This window comes from Delftia lacustris, from assembly GCF_040267515.1.
Lineage (GTDB): Bacteria > Pseudomonadota > Gammaproteobacteria > Burkholderiales > Burkholderiaceae_C > Comamonas > Comamonas tsuruhatensis.
This window is the reverse complement of sequence record NZ_CP141274.1, coordinates 1,701,578-1,718,888: the sequence shown is the minus strand read 5'-3', so window position 1 is coordinate 1,718,888 and position 17,311 is coordinate 1,701,578. Positions and strand designations below refer to the sequence as shown.

17 protein-coding genes are annotated in these 17,311 nt (G+C 64.5%); 11 read left to right on the top strand and 6 right to left on the bottom strand.

The features are described from left to right. Window positions 1–73: 73 nt before the first annotated feature. Together U6958_RS09230 and U6958_RS09225 are read left to right on the top strand one after the other, a co-directional pair. Window positions 74–1,885 (top strand): PhoH family protein, encoded by a 1,812-nt coding sequence (locus U6958_RS09230; RefSeq protein ID WP_074921047.1) that lies wholly within the window; start codon window positions 74–76, stop codon window positions 1,883–1,885. 3 nt (window positions 1,886–1,888) lie between these two features. After that, a complete protein-coding gene (locus U6958_RS09225; RefSeq protein WP_043789835.1) occupies window positions 1,889–2,287 on the top strand; it encodes a hypothetical protein in 399 nt (132 codons plus the stop codon). A 75-nt stretch (window positions 2,288–2,362) separates the two neighbouring features. Here the strand turns inward: U6958_RS09225 and dnaB are convergent, their stop codons facing one another. The 5 genes from dnaB to rpsF form a co-directional block, all read right to left on the bottom strand. Then, window positions 2,363–3,799, bottom strand: a complete 1,437-nt coding sequence (dnaB, locus tag U6958_RS09220) for a replicative DNA helicase (RefSeq protein WP_016447754.1) — start codon at window positions 3,797–3,799, stop codon at window positions 2,363–2,365. A gap of 132 nt (window positions 3,800–3,931) precedes the next feature. Further along, window positions 3,932–4,384 (bottom strand): 50S ribosomal protein L9, encoded by a 453-nt coding sequence (gene rplI, locus U6958_RS09215; protein ID WP_016447755.1) that lies wholly within the window; start codon window positions 4,382–4,384, stop codon window positions 3,932–3,934. 12 nt (window positions 4,385–4,396) lie between these two features. After that, window positions 4,397–4,678 (bottom strand): 30S ribosomal protein S18, encoded by a 282-nt coding sequence (gene rpsR, locus U6958_RS09210; protein WP_012207026.1) that lies wholly within the window; start codon window positions 4,676–4,678, stop codon window positions 4,397–4,399. Between the two features lie 18 nt (window positions 4,679–4,696). Further along, complete coding sequence (priB, locus tag U6958_RS09205; protein WP_016451191.1) at window positions 4,697–4,987, bottom strand: primosomal replication protein N; 291 nt, start codon at window positions 4,985–4,987, stop codon at window positions 4,697–4,699. Between the two features lie 26 nt (window positions 4,988–5,013). After that, window positions 5,014–5,376: a 30S ribosomal protein S6 gene (rpsF, locus tag U6958_RS09200; protein ID WP_012207028.1), complete on the bottom strand. Its 363-nt coding sequence runs from the start codon at window positions 5,374–5,376 to the stop codon at window positions 5,014–5,016. 302 nt (window positions 5,377–5,678) lie between these two features. Here rpsF and grpE point away from each other — a divergent pair, with 302 nt between their 5' ends. The 3 genes from grpE (at window position 5,679) to dnaJ (ending at window position 9,528) form a co-directional block, all read left to right on the top strand. Continuing rightward, window positions 5,679–6,224 carry a nucleotide exchange factor GrpE gene (gene grpE / locus U6958_RS09195; protein WP_016447757.1) on the top strand — a complete coding sequence of 182 codons (546 nt, stop codon included), beginning with the start codon at window positions 5,679–5,681 and terminating at the stop codon, window positions 6,222–6,224. Window positions 6,225–6,338: 114 nt separating this feature from the next. Then, window positions 6,339–8,288: a molecular chaperone DnaK gene (gene dnaK / locus U6958_RS09190; protein ID WP_016447758.1), complete on the top strand. Its 1,950-nt coding sequence runs from the start codon at window positions 6,339–6,341 to the stop codon at window positions 8,286–8,288. A 100-nt stretch (window positions 8,289–8,388) separates the two neighbouring features. Then, on the top strand, window positions 8,389–9,528 hold the full coding sequence (dnaJ, locus tag U6958_RS09185) for a molecular chaperone DnaJ (protein WP_074921048.1): 1,140 nt from the start codon (window positions 8,389–8,391) through the stop codon (window positions 9,526–9,528). Between the two features lie 69 nt (window positions 9,529–9,597). Here the strand turns inward: dnaJ and U6958_RS09180 are convergent, their stop codons facing one another. After that, complete coding sequence (locus U6958_RS09180; protein WP_223275145.1) at window positions 9,598–10,854, bottom strand: tetratricopeptide repeat protein; 1,257 nt, start codon at window positions 10,852–10,854, stop codon at window positions 9,598–9,600. 241 nt (window positions 10,855–11,095) lie between these two features. Between U6958_RS09180 and U6958_RS09175 the strand changes: the two genes are divergently transcribed. From U6958_RS09175 to asd, 6 genes are all read left to right on the top strand, one after another. Next, on the top strand, window positions 11,096–12,040 hold the full coding sequence (locus tag U6958_RS09175) for a LysR substrate-binding domain-containing protein (protein ID WP_016447761.1): 945 nt from the start codon (window positions 11,096–11,098) through the stop codon (window positions 12,038–12,040). A 65-nt stretch (window positions 12,041–12,105) separates the two neighbouring features. Continuing rightward, window positions 12,106–13,527 carry a 3-isopropylmalate dehydratase large subunit gene (gene leuC / locus U6958_RS09170; protein ID WP_074921049.1) on the top strand — a complete coding sequence of 474 codons (1,422 nt, stop codon included), beginning with the start codon at window positions 12,106–12,108 and terminating at the stop codon, window positions 13,525–13,527. Between the two features lie 26 nt (window positions 13,528–13,553). Next, complete coding sequence (locus U6958_RS09165; RefSeq protein ID WP_012207035.1) at window positions 13,554–13,679, top strand: entericidin A/B family lipoprotein; 126 nt, start codon at window positions 13,554–13,556, stop codon at window positions 13,677–13,679. A gap of 20 nt (window positions 13,680–13,699) precedes the next feature. After that, window positions 13,700–14,353 carry a 3-isopropylmalate dehydratase small subunit gene (leuD, locus tag U6958_RS09160; RefSeq protein ID WP_016447763.1) on the top strand — a complete coding sequence of 218 codons (654 nt, stop codon included), beginning with the start codon at window positions 13,700–13,702 and terminating at the stop codon, window positions 14,351–14,353. Between the two features lie 96 nt (window positions 14,354–14,449). Beyond that, window positions 14,450–15,520, top strand: a complete 1,071-nt coding sequence (gene leuB / locus U6958_RS09155) for a 3-isopropylmalate dehydrogenase (RefSeq protein ID WP_016447764.1) — start codon at window positions 14,450–14,452, stop codon at window positions 15,518–15,520. Between the two features lie 375 nt (window positions 15,521–15,895). Continuing rightward, window positions 15,896–17,008: an aspartate-semialdehyde dehydrogenase gene (asd, locus tag U6958_RS09150; RefSeq protein WP_074921050.1), complete on the top strand. Its 1,113-nt coding sequence runs from the start codon at window positions 15,896–15,898 to the stop codon at window positions 17,006–17,008. The last annotated feature ends 303 nt before the right edge of the window (window positions 17,009–17,311 follow it).

Below are 17,311 nucleotides of genomic sequence, written 5' to 3'. Positions count from 1 at the left end.
CCCCTCCAAAGCCGCCTCGGTTTCCAGGCGGCTTTGTGCTTTTTGATCCTTGTTGAGGAACGGTTCGTCCACCATGCCCCTGCCCCCCGCACCCGGCCGCCGTGCCGCCAAGCTCTCCCCCGAAGCCTTTCTTCCCGTGCGCGGTGCCCAGCACGCAGACCCCCTGCCCGCTGACGATCTTCCCGATGCAGTCGAGGCCGTAGCTGCCGCCGCGCCACGCAAGCGCAAGCCGGCCCCGGCCTCCGCCACAACCACCACCACCACCACCACAGCTGCAAAGCCCGCACCGGCGCGCGGCCGCAACACCAAGGCCGCATCACCGGCTCCTGCGCCCGCGACTGCAGCCCCTGCCAATCGGCAGCGCCGCGCAACCGACAAATCCAACGCAACGGCAGCGCCGTCCAGCGCCCGGTCGACCAACAGGTCGGCCACGGAAGCCAAGCCGGCAGCACTGCTGGCAGCGCCGGTTCGCCCACGCCGCACGCGCACAGGCCCGAAGACGCTGTTCGTGCTCGACACCAACGTGCTGCTGCACGACCCGACCAGCCTGTTCCGCTTCGAGGAGCACGACATCTTCCTGCCCATGGTGGTGCTGGAAGAGCTCGACGGCCACAAGAAGGGAATGACCGAAGTGGCGCGCAACGGCCGCCAGGTCAGCCGCACGCTGGATTCACTGGTCGCCTCCCAGCCCTCCGAGACGCTGGACAAGGGCCTGCCGCTGAATGCCACGGGCCAGCGCAGCGCCACCGGCATGCTGTATTTCCAGACGGAACCGCTGGAGACCTCGTTGCCCGACAGCCTGCCCCAGGGCAAGGCGGACAACCAGATCCTGGGCGTGGTCGCCGCGCTGCGCAAGAAGTTCAGCGAGCGTGAAGTCGTGCTGGTGTCCAAGGACATCAACATGCGCGTCAAGGCACGCGCCCTGGGCCTTGCGGCCGAGGACTACCAGAACGACAAGGTACTGGACGACGGCGACCTGCTGTACGCAGGCGCCCTGGCCCTGCCCCAGGACTTCTGGGCCAAGGCCGGCAAGAACGTCGAAAGCTGGCAGGAAGGCGCCATCACCTACTACCGCATCAGCGGCGCCATCGTCGACCAGCTGATGATCAACCAGTTCGTCTACCACGAGGCACCGGGCGAGCCCAGCCTGTTCATGCGCGTGACCGAGATCCGCGACAAGACGGCCGTGCTCAAGACGCTCAAGGACTTCGGCAATCCCAAGTACGCCGTCTGGGGCGTCACGGCGCGCAACCGCGAACAGAACTTCGCGATGAACCTGTTGATGAACCCGGACATCGACCTGGTCACGCTGACCGGCACGGCCGGCACGGGCAAGACCCTGCTGGCCCTGGCCGCCGGCCTGTCCCAGGTGCTGGACGACCGCCGCTACACCGAGATCATCATGACGCGCGCCACGGTCAGCGTGGGTGAGGACATCGGCTTCCTGCCCGGCACCGAGGAAGAGAAGATGGGCCCCTGGATGGGCGCCCTCGACGACAACCTCGAATTCCTGGCCAAGGGCGATGGCGGCAATGCCGGCGAATGGGGCCGCGCCGCCACCAACGAGCTGATCCGCAGCCGCATCAAGATCAAGAGCATGAACTTCATGCGCGGCCGCACATTCCTGAACAAGTACGTCATCATCGACGAGGCCCAGAACCTGACGCCCAAGCAGATGAAGACCCTGATCACGCGCGCCGGCCCCGGCACCAAGATCATCTGCATGGGCAATCTGGCGCAGATCGACACGCCCTACCTGACCGAGGGATCGTCGGGACTGACCTACGCCGTGGACCGCTTCAAGGGCTGGCCCCACAGCGGCCACATCACGCTGGCGCGCGGCGAGCGCTCGCGCCTGGCCGACTTCGCCAGCGAGGTGCTGTAAGCCATGGCGATCAGCTGGATCACGGCGCTGAAGCTGGTGCCCTGGGGCGATGTCATCGAGGCCACCCCCCAGGTCGTCAAGGCAGCCAAGAGCCTGCTGCGCAAAAAGGATGCGGAGCAGGCGGTCGGCGAGCCGCCGGCTGCAGCCGGCGAGCCGCTGGCAGCTCCGCGCTCGGCTGGCGAACAGGCTCTGCTGCTGATCCAGGCCCAGGAAGCACGCATCACGCAGCTGGAGCAGTCACAGCGCCAGTCGCTGGAACTGATCGAGAAGCTGGCCGAGCAGAATGCCCAGATCGTGGCCACCGTGGGTGCGCTGCGCACGGGCGCCCAGCGGCTGGCCTGGGCCTGCGCCATCCTCGGAGCCTGCGTGGCAGGCCTGCTGATCCATGCCTGGCGTACATAGACCGCCCACTGCAAAAAAACCAAACGGCCCCTCGGGGCCGTTTTTCATGGAAAGCCTGAAAGCCAAGCGCTGCAATCAGTACTCGTCGCCACCACCGTAGCCCACGGCCAGGTTCTCGAAGCGCGTCTGGTTTTTCTGGAAGAACAGCTTGACCGTGCCGGTCGGGCCGTTACGCTGCTTGCCGATGATGACTTCGGCGATGTTGGGCTCCTTGCTGTCCTTGTTGTAGTAGTCATCGCGGTAGATGAACATGATGATGTCGGCATCCTGCTCGATGGCGCCCGATTCGCGCAGGTCGGACATCATGGGGCGCTTGTCGGTGCGCTGCTCCACCGAACGGTTGAGCTGGGACAGGGCAATCACCGGGCACTGCAACTCCTTGGCCAGCATCTTCAAGCCCCGCGAAATCTCGCCCAGCTCGGTCGCACGGTTGTCGGAACTGGCGGCCGAACCCGAGCCGCTCATCAGCTGCAGATAGTCGACCACGATCAGGCCCAGCTTGCCGCAGGTACGCGCCAGGCGCCGCGCATTGGCGCGCAGCTCCGTAGGCGACAGGCCGGGCGTCTCGTCGATGTGCAGGGACACCGTGCGCAGCCGCTCGATGGCCTCCGTCAGGCGCGGCCACTCGTCATCGTTGAGCTTGCCCGTGCGCAGATTGCCCTGGTTGACGCGGCCGATGGAGCCGACGATACGCACCGCCAGCTGGGCCGCGCCCATTTCCATGGAGAAAATGGCGACCGGCAGGCCTTCGTTGAGCGCCACGTGCTCGGCGATATTCACCGCAAACGAGGTCTTGCCCATCGAGGGGCGTGCGGCCAGCACCACCAGGTCGCCAGCCTGCAGGCCACTGGTCATGCGGTCCAGATCGACGAAGCCCGTTGGCACGCCGGTCACGTCCATGGGGTTGTCGGCCATCTCCTGGACACGGTCCAGCAGGTCCACCACCAGCGTGTCGAGCGACTGGAAGCCCTGCTTGTTGCGCGCCCCCTCCTCGCCGATGGCCAGGATCTTCTGCTCGGCCTCGTCAAGGATGCGGTCCACCGTCTTGCCCTGCGGATTGAAGGCATTGGTGGCGATGTCATCACTGGCCGTCACCAGCTTGCGCAGGATGGAGCGCTCGCGCACGATCTCCGCGTAGCGCCGGATGTTGGTGGCACTGGGCACGTACTGCGCCAGCTGGTTCAGGTACAGCAGGCCGCCAATTTCCTCGGCCTTGCCCATGCCCTGCAAATGCTCGTACACCGTGATCACGTCGGCCGGCTTGCTGGCATTGATCAGCTTGCCGATGGCCTCGTAAATCAGCTTGTGCTCATGGCGGTAGAAATCACCATCCACCAGCAGATCGCCCACGCGGTCCCAGGCACTGTTGTCCAGAAGCAGGCCACCCAGCACGCTGGACTCGGACTCCATCGAATGCGGCGGCACGCGCAACTGCGCGACCTGCTGGTCGCCAGCGGGCAGCAGCGGTGCGAACGCATCATCGAGATCGAGCGGGGGCATTACGGACGACATGGAATTCCTGGAGATGAGCCCGCCATCGTAGCGGCTGGCAAAAGGCCGCGCCACCCGGCGTCATCACCCGGGCGCGGCAAAGCAAAAAGCCGCCCGAAGGCGGCTTTTTGGTGATACGGGACAAGCCCCGGATCAGGAGTGGTCGCCGTAGACCGACACCGACACTTCGACGCTGACGTCGGTGTGCAGTGCCACGACCACGGTGGCGTCGCCCACGGTCTTGATGGGACCGTTGACCAGGCGAACTTGCGACTTGGCAACGGCGAAGCCGGCCTTGGTCAGTTCTTCGGCGATGTCGGCATTGGTCACCGAACCGAACAGGCGGCCGTCAACGCCAGCCTTCTGGGTCAGCTTGACGTTCACGCCGTTGAGCTTTTCGCCCAGTTGCTGGGCAGCAGCCAGCTTTTCAGCCGCTTGCTTTTCCAGTTCGGCGCGCTTGGCTTCGAACTCGGCCTTGGCGGAAGCCGTGGCGCGACGGGCAGCGCCCGTGGGGATCAGGAAGTTGCGGGCGTAGCCGTCCTTGACCTTGACGATATCGCCGAGGCCACCGAGGTTCACAACCTTGTCGAGCAGAATGACTTGCATGGGTTGTATTCCTTAGATCTTGTGCTGGTCAGAGTAAGGAACCAGAGCCAGGAAGCGGGCGCGCTTGATGGCAGTGTTCAACTGACGCTGGTAGATGGCGCGCGTGCCGGTCAGGCGAGCGGGGACGATCTTGCCGTTTTCACCGATGAAGTCACGCAGGGTGTCCACATCCTTGTAGTCGATTTCTTCGACGCCGGCGACGGTGAAGCGGCAGAAGCGCTTGCGCTTGAACAGCAGCGACTGCGTGTTGCGCTTGGGGCGCTTGTCCTTGTTGAATTTCTTGAACGTGGCCATTTCTGGACCTCTTGAAAATTAGTTTTGTTGAATGTCCTGGATGTGAAGAACCAGCAATTTGCCGTTGCGGGGCGTTGCCAGGAAGCCTTGGAACTTCCACTGGCTGCCGAGCGCCTGGCGGGCCAGCTTTTCAGCCAGCGCGCCAAAGGCCACCGCCTTGACAGATGCCGTCACGCTGCGCTCGCTTCCCGCCTCTTTTTGCCGCGACGCATGCTCGAGTCGCAGTTCAAGGGCTGGCAGCCCTGCCGGCGTGTAGCGCAGTGCTTGAAGCTCTGCGATGGCGGCCGTCAGTACAACGTGGTTCTCCACTCCTTCAGGTTCTGACAGGGCTGGGCTCAGGCCTGTTCGGTCTGGCTGGCCTTGCGGGCCTCTTCACGCTCGACGGTCTTCATCATCGAGGAAGGCGCAGTGTCGGCCTTCTTCTTCTGAACCGTCAGGTGACGCAGCACGGCATCGTTGAACTTGAAGGCATGCTCCAGCTCAGCCATCACAGCCTGGTCGGCTTCGATGTTCAGGCACAGGTAGTGGGCCTTGGCGAGCTTGTTGATCATGTAAGCCAGTTGGCGACGGCCCCAGTCTTCTTCGCGATGGACCTTGCCACCGCCAGCGGTGATCATGCCCTTGTAGCGTTCCAGCATGGCGGGAACCTGCTCGCTCTGATCCGGGTGGATCAACAAAACGATTTCGTAATGACGCATATCGACTCCTTTTGGGAAAACGCCGCCCACTGCGTCTTGTAGCGGTGCGGCAAGGCAAAGCATTGGATTCTAGCGCAGCCCTCTTCCATCTGTACACTTCGCACTGCCCGAGACCCCGGATCTGTGTGGGGCTTTTGCCCCGTCGCCCGGCTTTTGCCCTCACCGTGTACCTCTGCCGCGCGGATGCACATGCACAAAGCCCTTGAAAATACACCGATCCGCTCGCATCTCGATTCAAGATCGTGCAATCGCCTGGCCTCCAGTCTGGCGACCGCTTTGTTTTGTAGCTGAAGTCTCTATCCATGTCTGAACAAAACTCCAACCCCTTGCAAGACGCAGCCCCGGAAGAAATCGAAGCCGCCATGGCGGCCAATGCAGCCGACGAGCTGCAGCGCCTGCAGGCCGAGCTGGCCGAACTCAAGGCCAAGAGCGCCGAGCTGGCAGACCAGTTCCTGCGCGCCAAGGCCGAGGCCGAGAATGTGCGCCGCCGTGCGGAAGACGAAGTCTCCAAGGCGCGCAAATTCGGCATCGAGAGCTTTGCCGAAAGCCTTCTGCCTGTCTGCGACAGCCTGGATGCCGCCCTGGCCATTCAACAGGCCACGCCGGAACAGCTGCGCGAAGGCGCCGACGCCACGCTGCGCCAGCTGACCTCGGCCCTTGAGCGCAACAAGGTCGTGACCATCAATCCGGCTGCCGGCGAGAAATTTGACCCCAACCTGCACCAGGCGATCAGCATGGTGCCTGCACAGCAGGAAGCCAACACCGTGGTGTCGGTGCTGCAAAAGGGCTACCTGATCGCCGACCGCATCCTGCGCCCGGCCCTCGTGACCGTGGCCCAGCCCCAGTAAGCGGGCACTCACGGCAGCACTGACAAAAAAGGGGACAAGCCCCTTGAAGCTGCGCGAGCCGGCCACAAGTTAGCAGTCATTCAAACATTTCACAGAACGCGGAGAGAACTCAAAATGGGAAAAATCATCGGTATTGACCTGGGCACCACCAATAGCTGCGTGGCCATCATGGACGGCAACACCACGCGCGTGATCGAGAACAGCGAAGGTGCGCGCACCACGCCGTCGATCATTGCGTACCAGGAAGACGGCGAGATCCTCGTCGGCGCCTCGGCCAAGCGCCAGGCGGTCACCAACCCCCGCAACACCATCTATGCCGCCAAGCGCCTGATCGGCCGCAAGTTCGACGAGAAGGAAGTGCAAAAGGACATCGACCTGATGCCCTACACCATCTCGCGCGCCGACAACGGCGACGCCTGGGTGGAAGTGCGCGGCCAGAAGCTGGCCCCGCCGCAGATTTCCGCCGAAGTGCTGCGCAAGATGAAGAAGACCGCCGAGGACTACCTGGGCGAGCCCGTGACCGAGGCCGTGATCACCGTGCCCGCTTACTTCAACGACGCCCAGCGCCAGGCCACCAAGGACGCCGGCCGCATCGCCGGCCTGGAAGTCAAGCGCATCATCAACGAACCCACGGCGGCGGCCCTGGCCTTCGGCCTGGACAAGACCGACAAGGGCGACCGCAAGATCGCCGTGTATGACCTGGGCGGCGGCACCTTCGACGTGTCCATCATCGAAATCGCCGATGTGGACGGCGAAAAGCAGTTCGAAGTGCTGTCGACCAACGGCGACACCTTCCTGGGCGGCGAAGACTTCGACCAGCGCATCATCGACTACATCATCACCGAGTTCAAGAAGGAACAGGGCGTCGATCTGTCCAAGGACGTGCTGGCGCTGCAGCGCCTGAAGGAAGCCGCCGAGAAGGCCAAGATCGAGCTGTCGAACTCGGCCCAGACCGACATCAACCTGCCCTACATCACGGCCGATGCCTCGGGTCCCAAGCACCTGAACATCAAGCTGACCCGCGCCAAGCTGGAAAGCCTGGTCGAGGACCTGATCGAGCGCACCATTGCGCCCTGCCGCACGGCCATCAAGGACGCAGGCGTGTCCGTGTCCGACATCGATGACGTCATCCTGGTCGGCGGCATGACCCGCATGCCCAAGGTGCAGGAAAAGGTCAAGGAATTCTTCGGCAAGGATCCCCGCAAGGACGTGAACCCCGACGAAGCCGTGGCCGTGGGCGCCGCCGTGCAGGGCCAGGTTCTGTCGGGTGACCGCAAGGACGTGCTGCTGCTGGACGTGACACCGCTGTCGCTGGGCATCGAGACGCTGGGTGGCGTGATGACCAAGATGATCACCAAGAACACCACCATCCCGACGAAGTTCGCACAGACCTTCTCGACGGCCGACGACAACCAGCCTGCCGTGACGATCAAGGTGTTCCAGGGCGAGCGCGAAATGGCTTCGGGCAACAAGATGCTGGGCGAGTTCAACCTCGAGGGCATCCCGCCGGCCGCGCGTGGCGTGCCCCAGATCGAAGTGGCCTTTGACATCGACGCCAACGGCATCCTGAACGTGTCCGCCAAGGACAAGGCATCGGGCAAGGAAAACAAGATCACCATCAAGGCGAACTCCGGCCTGTCCGAGGAAGAGATCCAGAAGATGGTCAAGGACGCCGAGCTGAACGCCGCCGACGACAAGAAGAAGCTGGAACTGGTCCAGGCCCGCAACCAGGGCGAAGCTGCCGTGCACAGCGTCAAGAAGAGCCTGGGCGAGCATGGCGACAAGCTCGACGCTGGCGAGAAGACCGCCATCGAGAGCGCCGTCAAGGACCTGGAAGAAGCGCTCAAGGGCGAGGACAAGGACGCCATCGACGCCAAGACCACGGCGCTGATGACGGTCAGCCAGAAGCTCGGCGAGAAGATGTACGCCGATGCACAGGCAGCGGGCGCCCCCGAGGCAGCCGCCGCCGCAGCAGCCGCCGGTGCTGCAGGCGCCTCGGCCGGTGCTGCAGCCGCTGACGACAACGTCGTCGACGCCGAAGTCAAGGAAGTCAAGAAGGACTGAACCCAGCGCGTGGTCCCTTGACGACCGCTTGCCGCCGCGCTCGGCCCTGCCAAGGGGCTGACGCGGCGTTCCTGTTCTCACTGACTGGCTAGCAAACACCATGTCCAAACGCGATTTTTACGAGGTCCTCGGCGTTGCCAAGAACGCCTCGGACGACGACATCAAGAAGGCTTATCGCAAGCTGGCGATGAAGTACCACCCTGACCGCAACCAGGGGGATGCCGCACGCGAGGCGGAAGAGAAATTCAAGGAGGCCAAGGAGGCCTACGAGATGCTCTCCGACAGCAACAAACGCGCGGCCTACGATCAGTACGGCCACGCAGGCGTGGACCCCAACCGCGGCATGGGCGGCGGCGCAGAAGGCTTTGGCGGCTTTGCCGAGGCCTTTGGCGACATCTTCGGCGACATGTTCAACCAGGGCGGGCGGCGCGGCGGCGCAGGTGGCGGCCGCCAGGTCTACCGTGGCAACGACCTCAGCTATGCCATGGAGATCACGCTGGAAGAGGCTGCCCACGGCAAGGATGCGCAGATACGCATCCCCAGCTGGGACAGCTGCGACATCTGCCACGGCAGCGGCGCCAAGCCCGGCACCAGCGCCAAGACCTGCACCACCTGCAACGGCATGGGCAGCGTGCAGATGCGCCAGGGCTTCTTCAGCGTGCAGCAGACCTGCCCGCACTGCCGAGGCACCGGCAAGATCATTCCCGAACCCTGCACCAACTGCGGCGGCCAGGGCAAGGTCAAGCGCCAGAAGACGCTGGAAGTGAAGATTCCCGCAGGCATCGACGACGGCATGCGCATCCGCTCCTCGGGCAATGGCGAACCCGGCACCAATGGCGGGCCTGCAGGCGATCTCTACATCGAGATCCGCATCAAGGACCACGACATCTTCGAGCGCGATGGCGACGATCTGCACTGCAACGTGCCCGTGAGCTTCATCACGGCAGCGCTGGGTGGCGAGATCGAGGTACCCACCCTCTCGGGCAAGGCGGCCATCGACATCCCCGAAGGCACCCAGGCCGGCAAGCAGTTCCGCCTGCGCGGCAAGGGCATCAAGGGCGTGCGCTCCAGCTACCCCGGTGACCTGTACTGCCACATCGTGGTCGAGACGCCCGTCAAGCTGACCGAGTACCAGCGCAAGCTGCTGCGCGAGCTGGAGGAATCGCTCAAGAAGGGCGGCGCCAAGCATTCGCCCAGCGGCGAGAGCTGGACCGACAGGCTCAAGAGCTTCTTCAGCTGATGCAGCACTGAGCCCCCAACAAAAACGCCTCTTCCGAGGCGTTTTTCATTGGTGCATCCTCAACAGGACTCAGGGAGCGGGTTTGGCCTTCCAGGCCGCCGCCTGCCGCTCGGCACGTGCGCGCTCTGCCGCGCTCAGCGGCTGGGCCATGCTGTCGCGCTTGGCCGCCAGAGAGCTGTCCTTGCCCGCTGCCAGCAGCATCCAGAAATAGGCCTGCGACGGGCTGCGCTCCACGCCCTTGCCCGAGGAATAGAGGCTGGCCAGATTGGACTGCGCCAGCGCGTCGCCCTGCTGGGCGGCACGCTCCAGCCAGCGCGCGGCCTGCTTGTCGCTGGCAGGCACGCCCTGGCCATTGGCATACAGAACGCCCAGGTTGGACTGGGCTGCGGCACTGCCCTGCTCGGCCGCCTTCTCCAGCCAGTGTGCGGCCTGCGCCATGTCGCGATCGACCACGCCACCCTCGGCATAGAGCATGCCGGCGTTGAATTGCGCATCGACATGGCCCTGGCCTGCCGCCGCCACAAACCAGCGCAGCGCCTGCGCCACATCCTCGGCCACGCCCCGGCCCGTGGCATACATCACGCCCAGGCTGTACTGGCCGGCCGCCTCCCCCTGTTCGGCAGAGCGCTGGAACCATTGCACGGCCTGGACGGGATCCTTGGCGGCTCCGCGCCCCTCGGCCAGCATCAGGCCCAGGTTGTTCTGTGCCACGGCGTCACCCTGCTCGGCAGCCTTGCGATACCACTGCACAGCCTGCGCATCGTCGCGCACCACGCCACGGCCATTGGCGTACATCAAACCCAGGTCGGACTGAGCCGGCGCATAGCCTTGCTGGGCCGATTTCTCATACCACCGGGCGGCAGTCTCCGCATCCAGGGCAACGCCCTGGCCGCGCTTGTACAGCGAGCCCAGCGCGTACTGGGCGCTGGCCTCGCCCTGCTCGGCATGCTGCTGCAGCGCTGCAAGCTCGGCAGCGCTCAGGCCGGACTCACCCTTGGACGCGCCGCCACCTGCGGCTGCAGCTGCAGCCCCCGCTGCGGCAGCGCCGCCCACCACGCCTGCAGCGGCGGCCGCCTTGGCAGGTGCGCTGCGGGTGGTGGCAGGTGCCGGCTTGCCCTTGGATTTGACGGCGGTCTTGCCTGTCGGCCTCGCAGCTGCCTTGGCCGCAGGCTTGGCGGGAGCCTTCGCGCCGCTCTTGGCCGTGTTCTTCGCCGGTGGCTGCGGCTTGGCAGACGCCGGGACGGCCATGCAGGACAGGGCTGCGGCCAGCAGCAATGACAGGCCTGCAGGCAGGGCTCGCAGGCCCGTCGGGTATCGATCGTTCATATGCTCTTATTTTTGCAGCAATCCATGCAGGCGACTGGCGCAAAGATTGACAAATTCTTTCAGTATGCAACCGGCGTTCCGGTGGGCATGGCTGCCCGCAGCCATCGCCACGAGGCATGACCCCCATCTCCATGAAATCGCACGATATCACCAAAGACATCGCGCTTGAAGATGACAGCTCGATGACTTGTGCGAGAAAATCCATCCAACTTCTCCTAATGAGAAGCCTGAACCCCACCACATGAAGAATTCAGAGCGCAGTTTTGCACGGCGCATAGACCTTACCTCCTTGCAGCTGTTCGTGGCTGTCTGCGAACTTGGCAGCATCGGACGAGCGGCAGAGCGCGAGTTCATCGCCGCTTCGGCGGTGAGCAAGCGCCTGTCCGACCTCGAGGCCACCGTGGACACGGCCCTGCTGTATCGCCACAGCCGTGGCGTGACACTCACTCCTGCCGGCGAAAGCCTGCTCCACCACGCGCGCAACGTGCTGTATGGCCTGGAGCGCATGCAGGGCGAGCTGTCCGAGTACGCCGATGGCGTGCGCGGCCATGTACGCATCCACGCCAATATGTCGGCCATCGTGCAGTTCCTGCCGGAAGACCTGGGCGTCTTCGCGCGCAAGCATGGCCAGGTCAAGATCGACCTGCAGGAGCAGCTCAGCCCCGCCGTGCTGGCGGCGGTGCAGGAAGGCACGGCCGACATCGGCATCTGCTCCATGGCATACATGCCGCTGGGCAATGGCCAGGCCACTCCCGCGCTGCAGCACCGCCCCTACCGCGAGGACCGGCTGGTCGTCGTGGTGCCCGAGCAGCACGCGCTGGCGCACAGCGACAGCGTGGCCTTTGCCGATGTGCTCGAATGGGACATCGTCAGCCTGCAGGCCGGCTCCTCCATCAGCCTGGCCATGCGTGCGGCTGCGGCCCAGGCCGGGCATGCGCTGCACCAGCGCATCCAGGTCACCAGCCTGGATGCCATGTGCCGCATGATCGACAACGGCCTGGGCGTGGGACTGATCCCCGACCGCGCCTTCGAGCTCATGCACGGCGTGGGCCATCTGCGCGCCCTGGAGCTCAGCGACGACTGGGCACGGCGCGAGCTGAGCATCGTGGCGCGCGACTTCGACGCGCTACCCGTTACGGCCCGCCTGCTGGTGGAGCACCTGAGCCCGCCGGCCAGCGCATCCTGAAGGCCCCTTGCCAGCCGGATGCACATCCAAGAATTTCCCCACGACACCAACCATTCGAGAACGCCATGGGACGCACCCTCTACGACAAGATCTTCGACGAGCATGTCATCCACACCGAGGATGACGGCACCGCCGTCCTCTACATCGACCGCCACCTGGTGCACGAAGTCACCAGCCCCCAGGCCTTCGAAGGCCTGCGCATGGCCGGCCGCAAGCTGTGGCGCATCAGCTCGGTGGTGGCCACGGCCGACCACAACACACCCACCGACGGCTGGGAGCGCGGCTATGACGGCATTGCCGACCCCATCAGCAAGGAACAGATCACCACGCTGAACACCAACATCGGCGAGTTCGGCTCTGCGGCCTTCTTTCCCTTCATGGACAAGGGCCAGGGCATCGTCCACGTCATGGGTCCCGAGCAAGGCGCCACCCTGCCCGGCATGACCGTGGTCTGCGGCGACAGCCACACGTCCACGCATGGGGCCTTCGGCGCACTGGCCCACGGCATCGGCACCTCCGAAGTCGAGCACGTGATGGCCACCCAGACCCTGCTGGCCAAGAAGGCCAAGAACATGCTGATCAACGTCAGCGGCAAGGCGGCGCCCGGCATCACGGCCAAGGACATCGTGCTGGCCATCATCGGCAAGATCGGCACGGCCGGCGGCACGGGCTACACCATCGAGTTCGCAGGCGAGGCCATCCGCGACCTGAGCATGGAAGGCCGCATGACGGTCTGCAACATGGCCATCGAAGGCGGCGCGCGCGCCGGCCTGGTGGCCGTGGACGACAAGACCATCGCCTACGTCAAGGGCCGCCCGCTGGCGCCCACGGGCGCCGAATGGGACGCCGCCGTCGCCTACTGGAAGACGCTGCACTCCGATGCCGATGCGAAGTTCGACCGCGTGGTCGAGCTGCAGGCCAGCGAGATCGTGCCGCAGGTCACCTGGGGCACCTCGCCCGAAATGGTGCTGGGCGTGGATGCCCGCGTGCCCGATCCCGACAAGGAAAAGGATGCCAGCAAGCGCGGCGCCATCGAGCGCGCGCTGACCTACATGGCGCTGGAACCCGGCAAGGCCATCGACGACATCTTCGTGGACAAGGTCTTCATCGGCTCGTGCACCAACAGCCGCATCGAAGACATGCGCGAAGCCGCCGCCGTGGTCAAGAAGCTGGGCCAGAAGGTGGCACGCAACATCAAGCTGGCCATGGTGGTGCCCGGATCGGGCCTGGTCAAGGAGCAGGCCGAGCGCGAAGGCCTGGACCAGATCTTCAAGGCGGCAGGCTTTGAATGGCGCGAACCCGGCTGCTCCATGTGCCTGGCCATGAACGCCGACCGCCTGGAGCCCGGCGAGCGCTGCGCCTCCACCAGCAACCGCAACTTCGAAGGCCGCCAGGGCGCGGGCGGACGCACCCACCTGGTGAGCCCCGCCATGGCCGCTGCCGCGGCCATCCACGGCCACTTCGTGGACATCCGCAGATTCTCCTGAACCCGCAACTGCCCCGCCAGCACACCATGAAGCCTTCCTTCTCGATCCTCCTGATCGGCCTGGCCTTCACCCTGGCCGCCTGCAATACCGTCAAGGGCATTGGCCAGGACGTGCAAAGCGCGGGCAGCGCCATCGAACGCGCCGCCCGCTGAACCCTGAATTCGATACTGCCATGCAACAATTCACCGTGCACAAGGGCCTTGTCGCCCCCATGGACCGCGAGAACGTCGACACCGACGCCATCATTCCCAAGCAGTTCCTCAAGTCGATCAAGAAGACCGGCTTCGGTGTGAACCTGTTCGACGAGTGGCGCTACCTGGACCATGGCGAACCCGGCCAGGACCCGGCCTCGCGCAAGCCCAACCCCGACTTCGTGCTCAATCAGCCGCGCTATGCGGGCGCCTCCATCCTGGTCGCACGCAAGAACTTCGGCTGCGGCTCCAGCCGCGAGCACGCGCCCTGGGCCCTGGACCAGTACGGCTTTCGCGCCATCCTGGCACCCAGCTTCGCCGACATCTTCTTCAACAACTGCTTCAAGAACGGCCTGCTGCCCATCGTGCTGCCCGAAGCCACGATCGACATGCTGTTCAACGAGATCGCCGCCTTCCCCGGCTACGAGCTGACCATCGACCTGGACCGCCAGGTGATCGTGCGCCCGCAGGGCGAGGAGATCCCCTTCGACGTCATTGCCTTCCGCAAGTACTGCCTGCTCAACGGTTTTGACGACATCGGCCTGACCCTGCGCCATGCCGACAAGATCCGCGCCTACGAGGCCGAGCGCCTGGCCACCAAGCCCTGGCTGGCCCACACGCTGGTGCAGCGCTGATCGATCTCCACTTGCGCGCATCAATGGGCCGCAGGCGTTGCTGAACCAGCCGCCGGCGGCCTTCCACCATCCGAACAGTCTCTCAAAAGGAACACCATGAAAATCGCAGTCTTGCCCGGTGATGGCATCGGCCCCGAAATCGTTGCGGAAGCCGTGAAGGTGCTGGGCGCCCTGGGCCTGGACTTCGACATGCAGACCGCCCCCGTGGGCGGCGCTGCCTACGAAGCTGCCGGCCACCCGCTGCCCGAATCCACGCTGAAGCTGGCCATGGAGTCCGACGCCGTGCTGTTCGGCGCCGTGGGCGACTGGAAGTACGACACGCTGGACCGCCCGCTGCGCCCCGAGCAGGCCATCCTGGGCCTGCGCAAGCACATGGGCCTGTTTGCCAACTTCCGCCCGGCCATCTGCTATGCGGAGCTGACCCATGCCTCCAGCCTCAAGCCCGAACTGGTCGCAGGCCTGGACATCCTCATCATCCGCGAGCTGACCGGCGACATCTACTTCGGCCAGCCGCGCGGCCGCCGCGTGGCCACTGACGGCCACTTCCCCGGCGCCGAGGAAGCCTTCGACACCATGCGCTACTCCAAGCCCGAAATCGAGCGCATCGCCCACGTGGCCTTCCAGGCCGCGCAAAAGCGCAGCAAGCGCGTGACCAGCGTGGACAAGGCCAACGTGCTGGAAACCTTCCAGTTCTGGAAGGACGTGGTCACCGAGGTAGGCCAGCAGTACCCCGACGTGCAACTGGACCACATGTACGTGGACAACGCCGCCATGCAACTGGTCAAGGAGCCCAAGCGCTTCGACGTGGTGGTCACGGGCAATATGTTTGGCGACATCCTGTCCGATGAAGCCTCCATGCTCACCGGCTCCATCGGCATGCTGCCCTCCGCCTCGCTCAACGCCAAGGGCCAGGGTCTGTACGAGCCCAGCCATGGCTCGGCCCCCGACATTGCGGGCAAGGGCATTGCCAATCCGCTGGCCACCATCCTGTCGGCTGCGATGATGCTGCGCTTCTCGCTGAACCAGGAGGCTGCTGCACAGCGTATCGAAGCCGCCGTGCAAAAGGTCCTGGCCCAGGGCCTGCGCACGGCCGACATCCACAGCGAAGGCACGACCAAGGTCTCCACCCGCGAGATGGGCGATGCCGTGGTGGCCGCGCTGGCCTGACGTCCACGACAGCCGCGAGCCTCCGGGCTTGCGGCTGCCCTGCCTGACCAGGATTTTCCAGAACTTGGCAAAGCGTCAAAACAGACGTCTGCTTTTCGCCATTTCGACGAAGATATTCATCAAACAGACATTCTCTTTCCTGGCGTATTCGCTAGAATGACTGCTCTTATGTTTGCCGCCCGCCCGTTCCTCCTGCTGAACATTGCACCCGCCGCCCAGGCTGGTGTGGCCGTGCGCGCAATCACATCCACAACCATTACGACAATCAAAGGCTGACCCAGCCCGGTTCGTCGTGCGCCCTCACCTGGCCCAGACGAGCCGGGCGACAACAGTCTTGATCCAGCACTGTTTTCACACTGAAAGGGCGTTTCAAAAATGAGCAAGCAATTGGTAGGCCTGGTGGGCTGGCGCGGCATGGTCGGCTCCGTGCTGATGGACCGCATGCAGGCAGAGGGCGATTTCGACCTGATCGAGCCCGTTTTCTTCTCCACCTCCAACGCCGGCGGCAAGGCCCCGGCCATGGCGAAGACCCACACCGAGCTGCGCAATGCCAACGACATTGCCGAGCTGTCCAAGTGCGACATCATCATCACCTGCCAGGGCGGTGACTACACCAAGGAAGTCTTCCCCCAGCTGCGCGCCTCGGGCTGGAAGGGCCACTGGATCGATGCCGCATCGTCGCTGCGCATGGAAGGCGATGCCGTCATCGTGCTCGACCCCGTCAATGAAGGCCTGATCCAGTCCAAGCTCGCCGCGGGCGGCAAGAACTGGATTGGCGGCAACTGCACCAACTCCATCCTGCTGATGGGGCTGGGCGGCCTGTTCAAGGCCGGTCTCGTGGAATGGGTCAGCTCCATGACCTACCAGGCAGCCTCCGGTGGCGGCGCCAACCACATGCGCGAACTGCTCAAGGGCATGGGCGTGGTGCATGCGGCCGTGTCCGACGAGCTGGCCACGCCCGCCTCCGCCATCCTGGATATCGACCGCAAGGTGGCCCAGACCATCCGCACCGATGTGCCCACCGAATTCTTCGGCGCGCCTCTGGCTGGCGGCCTGATCCCCTGGATCGACGCACAGCTGGACAACGGCCAGTCCAAGGAAGAGTGGAAGGGCCAGGCCGAGGTCAACAAGATCCTGGGCACGGAGCAGACCATTCCCGTCGACGGCCTGTGCGTGCGCATCGGCGCCATGCGCTGCCACAGCCTGGCGCTGACCCTCAAGCTCAAGAAGGACCTGCCCCTGCAGGAGCTGGAAGCCATCATCAAGTCCGGCAACCCCTGGGTGAAGTGGGTGCCCAATGAACGCGCCATCACCGTCAAGGAACTGACGCCAGCCGCCATCACCGGCGGCCTGGAAGTCGGCGTGGGCCGCGTGCGCAAGCTGAACATGGGCCCCGAATACCTGTCGGCCTTCGTGATCGGCGACCAACTGCTGTGGGGCGCCGCCGAGCCGCTGCGCCGCATGCTGCGCATCCTGCTGGCCGCCTGAGCACCGCCGGCTTGAGCCAACACAAAAAGCGCCATGTCCTGGCCCGGGACATGGCGCTTTTTTCGGCTTTAAACCCTGTGCGATTGGGCACAATGCCCAAGTCTCTTGTCCCCTGACTGTAGGCGGTTGCCTACAATCACCGAAGATACATTGTGTTTCTTCTCGTTGCCGTTCGACAACAACTGGCAGCGTTCACCGGCAACCAGACGCTTGCGATCCTATAGCGTGGCCGACAATGCGACCCAAGCACCTTGGTATATGGCGTGCCATCTATCCCCGGGTAAATTTCAATTACATGTGCAA

Excerpts from the sequence above, each read along its gene's own strand:
- leuD (WP_016447763.1), top strand. The coding sequence starts at position 13,700 with ATGCAACAATTCACCGTGCACAAGGGCCTTGTCGCCCCCATGGACCGC.
- dnaK (WP_016447758.1), top strand. The coding sequence starts at position 6,339 with ATGGGAAAAATCATCGGTATTGACCTGGGCACCACCAATAGCTGCGTG.
- leuB (WP_016447764.1), top strand. The coding sequence starts at position 14,450 with ATGAAAATCGCAGTCTTGCCCGGTGATGGCATCGGCCCCGAAATCGTT.
- rpsF (WP_012207028.1), bottom strand. The coding sequence starts at position 5,376 with ATGCGTCATTACGAAATCGTTTTGTTGATCCACCCGGATCAGAGCGAG.
- U6958_RS09225 (WP_043789835.1), top strand. The coding sequence starts at position 1,889 with ATGGCGATCAGCTGGATCACGGCGCTGAAGCTGGTGCCCTGGGGCGAT.
- U6958_RS09165 (WP_012207035.1), top strand. The coding sequence starts at position 13,554 with ATGAAGCCTTCCTTCTCGATCCTCCTGATCGGCCTGGCCTTCACCCTG.
- dnaJ (WP_074921048.1), top strand. The coding sequence starts at position 8,389 with ATGTCCAAACGCGATTTTTACGAGGTCCTCGGCGTTGCCAAGAACGCC.
- grpE (WP_016447757.1), top strand. The coding sequence starts at position 5,679 with ATGTCTGAACAAAACTCCAACCCCTTGCAAGACGCAGCCCCGGAAGAA.
- rplI (WP_016447755.1), bottom strand. The coding sequence starts at position 4,384 with ATGCAAGTCATTCTGCTCGACAAGGTTGTGAACCTCGGTGGCCTCGGC.
- asd (WP_074921050.1), top strand. The coding sequence starts at position 15,896 with ATGAGCAAGCAATTGGTAGGCCTGGTGGGCTGGCGCGGCATGGTCGGC.
- U6958_RS09230 (WP_074921047.1), top strand. The coding sequence starts at position 74 with ATGCCCCTGCCCCCCGCACCCGGCCGCCGTGCCGCCAAGCTCTCCCCC.
- U6958_RS09175 (WP_016447761.1), top strand. The coding sequence starts at position 11,096 with ATGAAGAATTCAGAGCGCAGTTTTGCACGGCGCATAGACCTTACCTCC.
- dnaB (WP_016447754.1), bottom strand. The coding sequence starts at position 3,799 with ATGTCGTCCGTAATGCCCCCGCTCGATCTCGATGATGCGTTCGCACCG.
- U6958_RS09180 (WP_223275145.1), bottom strand. The coding sequence starts at position 10,854 with ATGAACGATCGATACCCGACGGGCCTGCGAGCCCTGCCTGCAGGCCTG.
- rpsR (WP_012207026.1), bottom strand. The coding sequence starts at position 4,678 with ATGGCCACGTTCAAGAAATTCAACAAGGACAAGCGCCCCAAGCGCAAC.
- leuC (WP_074921049.1), top strand. The coding sequence starts at position 12,106 with ATGGGACGCACCCTCTACGACAAGATCTTCGACGAGCATGTCATCCAC.